General features: G+C 60.4%; 14 protein-coding genes. 4 read left to right on the forward strand and 10 right to left on the reverse strand.

Features of this window, described 5'->3' with window-relative positions; all coding sequences use genetic code 11:
* Window positions 1–6 precede the first annotated feature (6 nt).
* The 3 genes from pheT to pheS form a co-directional block, all read right to left on the reverse strand.
* Window positions 7–2,403 (reverse strand): phenylalanine--tRNA ligase subunit beta, encoded by a 2,397-nt coding sequence (gene pheT / locus ACU0FH_RS17130; RefSeq protein ID WP_446195882.1) that lies wholly within the window; start codon window positions 2,401–2,403, stop codon window positions 7–9.
* Between the two features lie 16 nt (window positions 2,404–2,419).
* Window positions 2,420–2,698, reverse strand: a complete 279-nt coding sequence (locus ACU0FH_RS17135; RefSeq protein ID WP_446195883.1) for a YrhK family protein — start codon at window positions 2,696–2,698, stop codon at window positions 2,420–2,422.
* Between the two features lie 93 nt (window positions 2,699–2,791).
* A complete protein-coding gene (pheS, locus tag ACU0FH_RS17140; RefSeq protein WP_446195884.1) occupies window positions 2,792–3,865 on the reverse strand; it encodes a phenylalanine--tRNA ligase subunit alpha in 1,074 nt (357 codons plus the stop codon).
* 189 nt (window positions 3,866–4,054) lie between these two features.
* Between pheS and ACU0FH_RS17145 the strand changes: the two genes are divergently transcribed.
* Complete coding sequence (locus ACU0FH_RS17145; protein ID WP_446195885.1) at window positions 4,055–5,239, forward strand: YbfB/YjiJ family MFS transporter; 1,185 nt, start codon at window positions 4,055–4,057, stop codon at window positions 5,237–5,239.
* Here ACU0FH_RS17145 and ACU0FH_RS17150 read toward each other — a convergent pair.
* Entirely contained in the window at window positions 5,220–6,002 is a 783-nt protein-coding gene (locus tag ACU0FH_RS17150) for a MauE/DoxX family redox-associated membrane protein (protein ID WP_446196108.1), read from the reverse strand. The genes ACU0FH_RS17145 and ACU0FH_RS17150 overlap by 20 nt on opposite strands.
* Window positions 6,003–6,259: 257 nt before the next feature.
* Between ACU0FH_RS17150 and ACU0FH_RS17155 the strand changes: the two genes are divergently transcribed.
* A complete protein-coding gene (locus ACU0FH_RS17155; protein ID WP_446195886.1) occupies window positions 6,260–6,658 on the forward strand; it encodes a DUF4174 domain-containing protein in 399 nt (132 codons plus the stop codon).
* A 71-nt stretch (window positions 6,659–6,729) separates the two neighbouring features.
* Here ACU0FH_RS17155 and rplT read toward each other — a convergent pair whose 3' ends face one another.
* From rplT to pyk, 4 genes are all read right to left on the reverse strand, one after another.
* Complete coding sequence (rplT, locus tag ACU0FH_RS17160) at window positions 6,730–7,095, reverse strand: 50S ribosomal protein L20 (RefSeq protein ID WP_446195888.1); 366 nt, start codon at window positions 7,093–7,095, stop codon at window positions 6,730–6,732.
* 15 nt (window positions 7,096–7,110) lie between these two features.
* Window positions 7,111–7,311: a 50S ribosomal protein L35 gene (gene rpmI / locus ACU0FH_RS17165; RefSeq protein ID WP_238372368.1), complete on the reverse strand. Its 201-nt coding sequence runs from the start codon at window positions 7,309–7,311 to the stop codon at window positions 7,111–7,113.
* Window positions 7,312–7,441: 130 nt separating this feature from the next.
* A complete protein-coding gene (locus tag ACU0FH_RS17170) occupies window positions 7,442–7,687 on the reverse strand; it encodes a hypothetical protein (protein ID WP_446195889.1) in 246 nt (81 codons plus the stop codon).
* 3 nt (window positions 7,688–7,690) lie between these two features.
* Entirely contained in the window at window positions 7,691–9,136 is a 1,446-nt protein-coding gene (gene pyk, locus ACU0FH_RS17175; RefSeq protein WP_238372366.1) for a pyruvate kinase, read from the reverse strand.
* Window positions 9,137–9,426: 290 nt separating this feature from the next.
* On the opposite strand from pyk, the gene ACU0FH_RS17180 reads away from it, so the two are divergent.
* On the forward strand, window positions 9,427–9,852 hold the full coding sequence (locus ACU0FH_RS17180) for an N-formylglutamate amidohydrolase (RefSeq protein ID WP_446196109.1): 426 nt from the start codon (window positions 9,427–9,429) through the stop codon (window positions 9,850–9,852).
* Between the two features lie 151 nt (window positions 9,853–10,003).
* Complete coding sequence (locus ACU0FH_RS17185) at window positions 10,004–10,318, forward strand: DUF1244 domain-containing protein (RefSeq protein ID WP_446195890.1); 315 nt, start codon at window positions 10,004–10,006, stop codon at window positions 10,316–10,318.
* Between the two features lie 36 nt (window positions 10,319–10,354).
* Here ACU0FH_RS17185 and ACU0FH_RS17190 read toward each other — a convergent pair whose 3' ends face one another.
* Both ACU0FH_RS17190 and ACU0FH_RS17195 read right to left on the reverse strand, forming a co-directional pair.
* Complete coding sequence (locus tag ACU0FH_RS17190) at window positions 10,355–11,299, reverse strand: alpha/beta fold hydrolase (protein ID WP_446195891.1); 945 nt, start codon at window positions 11,297–11,299, stop codon at window positions 10,355–10,357.
* 139 nt (window positions 11,300–11,438) lie between these two features.
* A complete protein-coding gene (locus ACU0FH_RS17195) occupies window positions 11,439–12,302 on the reverse strand; it encodes a D-amino-acid transaminase (protein WP_446195892.1) in 864 nt (287 codons plus the stop codon).
* Window positions 12,303–12,312: the final 10 nt, after the last annotated feature.

Raw genomic sequence — 12,312 nt, forward strand, 5'->3', positions numbered from 1 at the left:
ACAGTCTCAGCCGCGCAGGCTGCCGCCGGTGGCTTTTGAGACTTTCTCGACGATCTTGGCGCTGACCGCTTCGATTTCCGCTTCGGTTAGAGTCTTATCGCTGGGCTGAAGCCGCACGGTCACGGCGAGCGATTTCTTGCCCTCACCCAGCGAGCCGCCGATGAATTCATCGAAGACGCGCACATCCGAGATCAGTGCTTTGTCGGCACCGCTGGCCGCGTTGACCAGCGTCAGCGCCTCGACATCGGCGTCGACGACAAAGGCAAAGTCTCGTTCAACCGCCTGCAGGTCCTTGAGCGCCAGTGCCGGACGGGTCGCGCCCGTCTTGCGCGGCATCGGGATTTCGCCCGGCCAGAGGGTAAAGGCCATCGCCGGTCCCTTGACGCCCATTTCGTTCAGAACCTTGGGATGCAACTCGCCAAAGACGCCCAGCACCTTTTTCGGACCCAGACAGATCTTGCCGTGACGGCCCGGGTGCCACCAGCCTTGCGCGCCGCGCAGGATCTGCACCTTGGCCGGTGCGCCCATCGCCGACAGGATCGCCTCGGCATCGGCCTTGACGTCGAACACATCGATGGGGCGCGACGCGCCGTGCACATCCTTGGGTTCGGTACGTCCGACCAGCAGGCCCGAGATCAGCGTGTGCTGCTCGCCCGGCTCGCCGCCGTGGAAGGCCGGCCCGAGTTCGAACAGAGCCATGTCCATGAAGCCGCGCGCCTGATTGCGGGCGGCCGCCTGCAGCAGGCCCGGCAAAAGCGCCGGACGCATATGGCTCATCTCCGAGCTGATCGGGTTTTCCAGCCGGGTCGCATCATCGCCGCCGCCGAACAGCGCCGCGCTGGCCTGATCGATGAAGCTGTAGGTGATGCATTCGTTGTAGCCCAGTGCCGCTGCCATACGTCGTGCCGCCTGCTCACGGCGCTGCATCGGGGTCATCACCGGGTTCGGCACACCTTGGGTCAGGCGCGGCAGCGGACGGCCTTCAAGCTTGGTGAGAGACGCAACGCGCGCGACCTCCTCGACCAGGTCGGCCTCGCCCTGCACATCTGGGCGCCAGCTTGGGACATGGGCCATGTCACCATCCAGACGGAAACCCAGCGCGGTCAGCGTCTCGCGCTGCGTATCGGCAGGAATGTCCATGCCGACAAGGCTTTGCACTCGGTCTGTATCGAGCTTGTAGGCGCGGGAGTGATCCGGCAGCGCGCCTGCCAGAACCACCTCGGAAGCTTCACCGCCACAGAGATCGAGGATCATCTGCGTGGCCAGTTCCAGACCATCAGCGGTGAAGAGCGGATCTACCCCACGTTCAAAGCGATACCGCGCGTCCGAATTGATCTTGAGCGCGCGACCGGTCATCGCGATCTGAACATGATCCCAGAATGCGGATTCGACGAAGACATTGACGGTCTCGTCGGTCACGCCGGTTTCTTCACCACCCATGATCCCGGCAAGGCTTTCCGGCCCGTTTGCATCTGAGATCACCATCATGCCCGGCTGCAGCGCATATGTCTTTTCATCCAGCGCCTCGAGCGTTTCACCACCTTCGGCACGATGCACACGCAGACCGCCCGACATCTTGTCGACGTCGAAAACGTGCAGCGGGCGGTTGCGATCAAAGGTGAAGAAGTTCGTGACATCCACCAGCCGCGAGATCGGGCGCAACCCAATGGCGCGCAGACGATCCTGCAACCACTGCGGGCTGGGGCCGTTCTTGACGCCCTTGATCACGCGGCCCGCAAAAGCCGGGCAGCCATCGAGCGTGTCCTCGTCGATACTCACCTCTACCGGGCAGAGGAAGGTTCCGGGAACCGGTTCGACCGGGTGCTGTTTGAGCGTGCCGAGGCCGCGCGCGGCCAGATCGCGGGCGATGCCCTCTACGCCCAGCGCATCGGGGCGGTTTGGCGTGATCGCGATTTCGATCACCGGGTCGACCTTGGCCGGGTCATTTTCGGCCAGCCAGTCGATGAACTTGTCGCCGACTTTGCCCGAGGGCAGTTCGATGATGCCGTCATGTTCCTCGGAAAGCTCTAGCTCACGTTCGGACGCCATCATGCCAAAGCTGTCAACGCCGCGGATCTTGCCCACGCCGATGGTGGTGTCGATGCCCGGCACATACATGCCGGGCTTGCATACGACGACGGTGATGCCTTCGCGGGCATTGGGCGCGCCGCAGATGATCTGCATCTCGCCTTCGTCAGTGTCGACCTTGCAGACCCGCAGCTTGTCCGCATCGGGGTGCTTTTCCGCATGAGTCACATAGCCAAGGGTAAAATCCTTGAGCGCGTCGGCGGGGTTCGAGATTTCTTCGACCTCAAGCCCGAGATCGGTCAGCGCCTCGCCGATCTCTTCAAGTGTGGCCGTGGTGTCGAGGTGGTCTTTCAGCCAGGACAGGGTGAATTTCATGGTGTTGTATCCTTGCTCAGCCGTTCAGCCGGTCGGCGAGATCATCGGCGTCGCCCATCGCCGCAAGTTTCAGTTCGCGGGCCAGCCGCAATGTCGGTTTCGTCGCAAACAGGATCGAACCGACGATGAAAAGCCACGTGCCGAAGGTTTGCCAGCTTTCATACAGGAACATCACCGAGCCGATCAGGAAGGTCAGCGCTGCCATGAAATCTACGAGCGTGTAGACAATCTCGAACAGCGCATGGATGCGTTTGGTATCGGCATTCCGGTCGCGTTGGTCCTGATGAAACAGCATGGTCGGATGTCCCGGCGGGTTAGTTTCGGTTATGCTCGGCAATGGCAAAGAAAGCCATTGGATGCAAGCTGGGCGGGGTTGCCCCCTGCCCGATCAGCGGCTGAGACCCCCGTGCAGCGCGGGCTGGTCGAGACTGGCAAAACCGTAGTGGCGCAGCCAGCGCAGATCGCTGTCAAAGAAGGCGCGCAGGTCGGGAATGCCGTATTTCAGCATGGCGATGCGGTCGATCCCCATGCCAAAGGCAAAGCCCTGCCATTCGTTCGGGTCGATGCCGCCGGCCTGAAGCACCTTAGGGTGCACCATGCCTGAGCCCAGCACTTCGAGCCAGCCGTCGCCTTCGCCCACCTTGAGCGTGCCGTCCACCCAGGAACACTGGATGTCGACCTCTGCCGACGGTTCGGTAAAGGGGAAATGCGACGCGCGGAACCGAGTCTTGATGCCGTCGATTTCGAAATAGGCCGAGAAGAATTCCTCGAGCACCCATTTCAGGTTTGCCATCGAGATGTCCTTGTCGATGGCAAGGCCCTCGACCTGATGGAACATCGGCGTGTGGGTCTGGTCGTAATCGGCACGGTACACACCACCGGGGCAAATGATGCGCAGCGGGGCGCCCTGCGCCCCCATCGTGCGGATCTGGACCGGACTGGTATGGGTGCGCAGCACATGGGGCGGACGGTTGTCGCCCTCGGCGCGCGCCATGTAGAACGTATCCATCTCGGCCCGCGCGGGGTGGTGGCCGGGGATGTTCAGCGCGTCGAAATTATACCAGTCCGTGTCGATCCGGGGACCTTCGGCCACCGAAAAGCCCATCTCGGCGAAGATCGCGGTCAGTTCTTCGGTCACCTGGCTGACGGGGTGCAGCGTGCCCTGCGGGCGGTTGCGGCCGGGCAGAGTCACGTCGAGCCATTCGCTGCGCAGGCGTTCGTCCAACGCGGCGTCCGCAAGGGCCGCCTTTTTCGCGGCCAAAGCCGAGTTGATCTCATCCTTGAGCGCATTGAGCGCGGGACCGGCCGTCTGGCGTTCCTCGGGTGTCATCTTGCCCAGCTCGCGCATCTTCAGCGCGACCTCGCCCTTTTTGCCGACGGCAGCAAGGCGGATCGCTTCGAGGGCGTTTTCATCGCCCGCATCGGCGATTTGGCCCAAGTATTTGTTTTTCAGATCGTCCATGACGGCCCCCTGATAAATTCCCAGCCGTGCTAGCCGCAGCAACCCCCGAATGCAAGCCGGGCAGGCGCGATTGCAGGGCGCATGGCATGTAGCATGGACAATATCCGGCTTTGACAGATAGCTTGCCGCAAGGGAGAAGGCGGGGGGACGCGACGTGAACGGGAGAGCTGTGGCCGATAGGGTGCCGTCATGAGCGCAGAGCCACGCCATCCGTGGCTGGTCCTGATCGGCCTGTCGTTCGGTGTTTGCGTGACCAATGGGTTCGCCCGTTTTGCCTATGGGCTGATCTTGCCCGCAATGAAGGCCGAGCTGCACTGGACCTATGCGCAGGCGGGCTGGCTGAACACGGCGAACGCGATCGGCTATATCATCGGCGCGGTTATCACCATGGTAATGATTTCCCGTATGAACCCGTCCTACCTGTTCAATTTCGGGCTGGTGAGCACCGCGCTCTGCCTCTTTGCTACAGGCCATGACGAGGCGCTGTGGTGGCAGACCATGTGGCGCATCCTTGCGGGCATGTTCGGGGCTATGTCATTTTCAACTGCAGGCGCACTGACAGCGCAGCTTTTCCAGAGCGATCCGAAACGCAATGCGCTGGCCATTGCCATCCTGTTCGGCTTTGGCGGCGGTCTGGGGATCGTCCTTGCTGGTGCCGCGCTGCCGCTGATGATCGATTACTGGGGCAACGGATCGTGGCCTTGGGCTTGGACGATCATCGGGTTGACCTGTTTCGTCATGCTGCCGCTTAGTTTCTGGGCCGCGCTTCAGGTACGTCCGCCAGCGCAAAAGCAACGGCAAAAGCCCGACCTGCCCCTGCGGGCCATGTTGCCAGAATTGCTGGGATATGCGGGATTCGGCCTTGGCTATATCGTCTATTTCACGTTTCTCAGCGCATGGATGACCGAGCAGGGGTCGGGCGCGTGGCTGATCTCGGCCACATGGGTCATGCTGGGGCTTTGCCTGTGCCTCTCGCCCTTTGTCTGGCGACCGGTGCTGGCGCGGTTTTCGGGAGGAATACCGTTGGCCATGATCCTGACCGGGATCGCTCTCGGGTCGGTCATGCCCGTGATATGGCCCAAGGGGTTGGGCCTTGTGATTTCGGCCACTGTCTTTGGGCTTTGCGTGTTCATGTCGCCCGGTGCGGTGACAAGTTTTGTGCGTCAGAACCTGACGCCGCACAGCTGGGGCGCGGCGATCAGCTTGTTCACCGTGGTCTTTGCCATTGCCCAGACCATTGGCCCCTATGCCGCCGGTTGGCTGGGCGACCTGACCGGCAATATCGGCACCAGCCTGATTGCCGCCTCGGCGATCCTGCTGGTCGGAGCCGGTTGTGCGGTATTGCAGCCGACGCTTAAATCAGCAGATGCTTGACGATCATCCAGATCCCCATGCCAAGCATCATCACGTTCTCGGTCAGCGAGATAAATCCAAGCGGTGTGTTGCTGTCGCCGCCCATGCAGGCGCATTTCAGCTCGCGTTTGTCGATATAAACGGCTTTGAAAACCGAGATTGCGCCGATAGTGCCGATGAAAATCGCAATTGGTGAAGACATCCACCAGAGAATGCCCGCGGTCATCAGGATACCGGCCAGCGCCTCGCCATAGGGGTATATGTACCCGTAGGGCACCCAGCGCCGCGCGAGCAGATCGTAGTTCAGGAACATGGTCGAAAAACTTTCCACATCCTGAAGCTTTTGCAGCGCGAGCAACGTCATCGAAATCGAGATGAAGAGTTCGAATGTCCGCAGACCGAAGGGGATCGCGGTAAAGGCCGTCACAGCGAGCGCGAGCAGAGCGGCGATGGCGAAAAGGGTGAGAACCGGTCGATAGCTCTTGCCGTCGTCTTCAGCATCGTCCTTGCCGAAATAAACCCGCAGATCGTCATGGCCACCGATACGCTTGCCATCGATCCAGGTCTGAGGGCTTGTCTTCACATCGTATTTCTCAAGAAACGCATCGGTTTCCTCGCGTGTCTCCAGCCAGTGATCCTCGACCTCGAAACCCTGCTGTTCGAGCAGATACTTGCTCTTTAGACCGAAGGGACAGAGGTGATCCGGCATCACCATGCGGTATAGGACCGCTTTCTTGCTGCTGCTTGATTGCGCGGGGTCTGTGTCACTCAGGCCCGGCGACATGGATGTCGTATCCGTCATGGGGCGCTCCTGTCGTTCATGAATCAGAGGTAAAACGCCCTTCCAGCGCTGGAAGGTTCCCATTTCCCTCATTTTTGCGAAATCGGAAAGGCTGACACATTCTGTCTGCACCGCCGCCGGAAATCGTGAACGATCCGGAACACCGGTTCTGGCGTAGTGTTATTTAACCGAAGAGGAGCAGAAAGATGACAACACGCATTAGCAAGTTTTCCAAAATCGGTGCCGCTTCCCTTTTGGGGATGGCCGCGATCTCTGCCGGAACGGACGCCGGCGCCAGTGACGCCGATCTGTTTCGTCAGCTTCCCGCAGAAGCCCGCGATCTGAAAGACCTGAAATGGCAGCATCGTCCGGTTCTGCTATTTGCGCCGTCAGAAGACAGTGCGGATTACACAGAGCAAATGGCGTTATTTCGACAAACCGAAGCGGCGCTTGCCGAGCGCGATATTGTCGTTTTAAGCGACCTTGACCCGAAGAACCCAAGCCCGATCAGACAGACCTTTTCGCCCAATGGGTTTAAGCTGGTGCTGGTGGGCAAGGACGGGGGCGTCAAGCTAGAGAAGAATACGGTACTGCAACCTGAAGAGCTTTTCGCCGTCATCGACCGTATGCCGATGCGCCAGCGTGAAATGTCGGAGTGATCACAAGCCGAACCGCAAAGCAAAAGGCCGCCCCAAGGGACGGCCTTTTTTGATTCCTGTCGAAACCCGGATCAGGCTGCGAGAGCGCCTTTGGCTTGTGCGACAATAGCACCGAACGCTTCGGGCTCATGCACGGCCAGATCGGCCAGAACCTTGCGGTCAACTTCGATACCGGCCAGCGTCAGGCCGTTGATAAAGCGGCTGTAGGTCAGCGCTTCGTCATGGCTGCGGACAGCTGCGTTGATCCGCTGGATCCACAGGGCGCGGAAGTTGCGCTTGCGCTGCTTGCGGTCGCGGGTTGCGTACTGGTTGGCCTTGTCGACGGCCTGCGATGCAACCTTGAAGGTATTCTTGCGACGACCATAATAGCCTTTTGCGGCTTTGATGACCTTCTTGTGACGGGCGTGGGTTACGGTACCACCTTTAACACGTGACATGTGATCAGACTCCTATCAGCGGTCGTAGGGCATATAGCCCTTGACGATTTTGGCATCCGGTGCGCTCAGCGTGGTAACACCACGGGCATCGCGAATGAACTTCTTGGTGCGTTTGATCATGCCGTGACGCTTGCCGGCCTGTCCGGCGAGGACCTTGCCGGTCGCCGTCACTTTGAAGCGCTTCTTGGCGCTTGCCTTGGTCTTCATCTTGGGCATTTCCGTCTCCTTTATTCGGGTCGGTCGTGAACACGACTCGGCATGCCACTCTGGCCGGTCGCGCGTGTAGAGGCGCCGTTTACGAAAAGAGGGATTTGGTTGCAAGAGGCAATTTGCGCAGGAAATAGCGCTAGTGACCGAAAAACCGGATGCGGCCCAGCACGTCATAGATCGCCAAGGGAATTTCCGAAAGAGCATAACCGCCGGGTTTGACCTGAAACGCCCAGAGGACCAGAAGGCCCCCGGTCACCACCACCACAGCCGAGACCCGCGGCGGGCGACTGTCGCTATAGGCCGAAACCATCGCCGGGATCGATAGCCAAGCGAGAAAAAGGCCAAGAGCTAGCAAAAGGTTCGGATCGGCGGATATGGGCATGGATCATCCCGGATCGGTGTTGAAGATCAGCTTTTCGTCGCAGGGCGCCACGCGCAGAATATTCGTGGTGCCCGGCACGTTGAAAGGCACGCCAGCGGTGACGACGATCTGATCGGATTCGGTTGCAAATCCACCGGCGCGCGCGGCGCGGGCAGCACTTACCACGGCCATCTTGAAGCGGTTCAGCTCGCCCACCATGACGCAGGTACATCCCCAGCTCAGCGCCAGACGACGCGCCGTCCCACGCTGGGATGTCAGCGCGATGATCGGAACGCCGGGACGTTCCCGCGCGGTGAGCAGAGCGGTGGTGCCGGACTGAGTAAAGCAGCAAATCGCCTTGATATCGGTGGTTTCCGCGATTTCGCGGGCGGCGGCCACGATGCCGTCCGCGACGCCCGAGGCGCGCCCGCCCCGTGATGCGGCGATGATCTGCATGTAATTCGGATCGGCCTCGACCTCGATCGCGACGTTGTTCATCGTCGTGACGGCCTCGATCGGATAGGAACCGGCGGCGGATTCAGCCGAGAGCATAATCGCATCCGAGCCTTCGTAGATCGCTGTCGCCACGTCCGAAACCTCGGCCCGGGTGGGCATCGGGCTTTCGATCATCGATTCCAGCATCTGTGTGGCCACGATCACCGGCTTGGCGGCGGCACGGCATTTCCGGGTCAGGCGTTTCTGGATCGGCGGCACCGCGTGGACGGGCAATTCCACGCCCAGATCGCCGCGAGCGACCATGATCCCGTCGGAGGCCGCGAGGATCGCATCGAAGTTATCGACCGCAGACGGTTTTTCGATCTTGGAAAGGATCGCGGCACGGCCCTGCGCCAGCTCCCGCGCCTCTTCGACATCGCGGGGACGCTGCACAAAGGACAGGGCCAGCCAGTCGACGCCCAGCGAGCAGGCGAATTCCAGATCGTCACGATCCTTTTCCGACAGAGCCGCGACTGGCAGTACCACGTCGGGCACATTCACGCCCTTCCGGTTCGAGATCACACCGCCCGCCTCGACCACGCAGTTTGCGAAATCCTCGCCGCAATCCGTTACGCGTAGGCGGATCTTGCCGTCGTTGACCAGCAGGTGCGCGCCTTCTTCAAGGGCCGCGAAAATCTCGGGATGGGGCAGTCGGACACGGGTTGCGTCGCCTTCTGCAGGGTCGAGATCGAGCCGGAATTCCGCGTCCTGTTCCAGCATCTCCTCGCCATTGGCAAAAGTGCCCACCCGCAGTTTCGGCCCCTGAAGGTCGGCCAGGATGGCAATCGGACTTTCGAGATCCTTTTCGACCTGTCGAATGATCTTGTGTCTTTCGCGGATATCATCCTGTGTTCCGTGGCTCATGTTGAGGCGAAAGACATCGGCACCGGCCTCGTGCAGGGCACGGATCATCTCGTAAGTGTCGGATGCCGGTCCGAGTGTGGCGACGATCTTGACGTTTCTTGAGCGTTTCATTTTTCGGCTCTCCTCTGATCGCTACCCGTTATCGCAAACATAGTTGAAAACCTTATGACCCAATTCCCGTCGTGGAACAACTGGCGTAAGCCTTCGGTAAAAATCAGCACAGGCATATGACATATTTCCGTTTTCCATCCACGGCGAACCCCGTCCCGGGCGGTGGCTTGTGACCTCTGATCATACCCGCAACACCGTATCATCAGGTGTGAAACCAAAGCTAACTTGGCCTGCCGCAGGAATACATCGAACGACATATTGCCTATGACATAGGCGCCCGTGGCCTTTCCCTGCACGTTGCCCGGTTGCTGAACGGCCCGGTGATCGCATCGAGTTTTTCCCGCCTCGTGATCGATCCCACTCGCGGCGAGGATGCTTCTACATTGTTAATGAAACTTTACGACAGCACGATCATCCGGGCCACTCGTCACGCGGACGGGACGGAGCAGGGAAGGCGGCTGGACGCCTATGATCGCCCCTACAACCAAGCGCTGACGCAGCTCGCGGCGTGGCCGGACGCCGCAATCCTGTCGCCCGTGACCAGCGGCTTGCCAATCCGCTATCTAGGCGATCTGCCGGGTGATAGCATTGACAGGCATGCCACGCTGCCAAGGCGACCCGGGGTGGTAGTCGAGCTGCGAAACGACCTGATTGCGGGGGAAGAGGCGCAGTCCGGTTGGCGGAATGACTGGCACCGGTGCTGCAGCGGGCTATGACTGATGTCACCGGTGTTTCCGCAGGCGAAGTCTGACCGGGGCGCTGCCCCGGACCCCGGAATATTATCGGCAAGAGGAAAAACACCTGTAGCACCGGGGATGACATGGATAATGTCACGCCCTAGATCGATTAGGTGAAATGGAGGGTGAGATGGACAAGCAGACCGAAACCGAACTGGAAGCAGCGGCGTTCCGGCGTCTCAGGCTACATCTGATGCAGGATCGCACCGATGTACAGAATATCGACCTGATGAACCTCGCCGGGTTCTGCCGGAACTGCCTCAGCCGGTGGTACCAAGAAGCCGCGAATGAACGCGGCATCGAAATGGGCAAGGAAGAGGCGCGCGAGATCTTTTACGGGATGACGATGGACGAGTGGAAAAGTCAGCATCAGACCGAAGCTGGTGCCGAAAAGAAGGCCGCTTTTGAAACCGCCTTCGAAGAGAATGTGGCGCGGAAAGTCTGATACGGGATAGCTGGCTTTTCTGAAGGACGTCGTTCTTCAGGCTGTCCGCGCCCATATCCGGCGAATGAAGTCGGCGCAGTCCTCGGGGGCCGTAAGGGGCAGCATATGCCCGCGATCAGGAAGGAATTCGCAGGTCAACCCGTAGCGTTCCATGCTGCGCCCCTGTGTTTCAGGATCGAGCAGCGCATCTGCCGCGCCATAGAGAACGCCGCCGGGAACGGTCAGTTCACCGTAGCGCGCGACCTGCTCAGGAAGTGCTTTCTCGAGGGCCACCAGATCGCCCGAGGCGGCGACGAAGGCCCCGGGACGCAGGCCCAGAGCCGCACCTCCCCGGGTCAAGAAGTTATCGACCGGCGGTTCCGGCGAGAAGACATGCGCCAGAACTTTCTCGGCGCCGGCCCGTGCGAGTGGTGTCGCGACGGTCGAGGCCACAAGGCGGCGGGCGCGGGGGCTGCGCAGCTCAAGCCCTTTGAACACCGGATCCACTGCGTCCTGAACATGCGTCAGGGGCGCGATCAAGGCGATGGCTCTTGTCTTCTCCGGCCGGTCCAGTGCCATCGCAAGTGTGACCGCACCGCCGAGGGAGTGACCAACGATCATCGGATCCTCGATGCCTTTCGCATCGAGGAATTCCCCGATCATGCGGGCCTGTACGGGTAGCGCCGCATCTTCGTCGCGGTCTCGGTGCGAGTAGCCACAACCCGGGCGGTCAACCACGTAAACGTGGAAGTCCCGGGCCAGCATCCCGGCCATTGCATAAGTGAAATGCTGAAGCTGCCCCGATATCCCGTGGATCAGAACCAGCGGCGGTGCGCCCGGCTCTCCCATTTCGACGAAATGAATGGCACCGCCGTTTACGGGCCGAATCTCTCCGGCCTGCGGAACCATCGCGGACGCCGCCTTCGCAATATTCTGGGTCCAGAGGTAGAGGCCCAGAAGGAGTGCGATCAGCAAGAGCAGTAGTGCAATCACGAATGTCATGTCACGAGGGTTCCCGATCTGTCACGCAGCGATGGCCAAGAGCCAGTCCCCGAATGACTGTCTGCCCTGAAATCGTTCCTGCCGCCAACCGGTTTCGGCCTGCGCAGGCGATTGCTCCCTGCGCAGACGCCATTTTCGCTTAGATCGCGACCTTGCGGCTCTCGTCAAGATAGATTTCACGCAGCCGGGGGGCGACCTTGCCCGGCACACCGTCGCCGATGACCGTGCCGTCAATTTCAACGACCGGCATTACAAAGCTGCTGGCCGACGTGATGAACGCCTCGTCTGCGGCGCGGGCCTCTTCGATGGTGAAGCTCCGCTCTTCGACTTCCATCTGGGCTTCGCGTGCGAAACGCAATACGGCGGCACGTGTGATGCCATGCAGGATATCATTGGAAAGCGCGCGGGTGATGATCCGGTTATCCTTGACGATATAGGCATTGTTCGACGTGCCTTCGGTCACGAAACCGTCCTCGATCATCCAGGCGTCGTCGGCACCGGCCTTCTTGGCCATCATCTTGCCCATCGACGGATACAGCAACTGCACCGTCTTGATGTCGCGCCGTCCCCAGCGGATATCCTCGATCGAGATGACTTTCATGCCCTTTTTCGCCGCCGGACTGTCGGCAAGCCCGGGTTTGTTCTGGGTAAAGAGAACGATGGTCGGAGCGGTCGTTTCCGGATCCGGGAAAACGAAATCACGGTCACCCGGCGCGCCACGGGTGATCTGAAGGTAGACGAGCCCTTCGTCGATACCGTTCCGGCTCACCAACTCACGGTGGATCTCGAGCAGTTCCTCCTTGTTGGTGGGGTTGACCATGTCCAGTTCGGAAAGCGACCGTTCAAGTCGGACAGCGTGACCGTCAAAATCGATCAGCTTGCCTCCCAGAACGCTGGTCACCTCGTACACACCGTCGGCCATGAGAAAACCGCGGTCGAAGATCGAAACCTTGGCGTCTTCTTCGGGCAGATAGTCACCATTCACGTATACTGTTCGGGTCATCCCTGTCTCC

The organism is Heliomarina sp., from assembly GCF_052826185.1.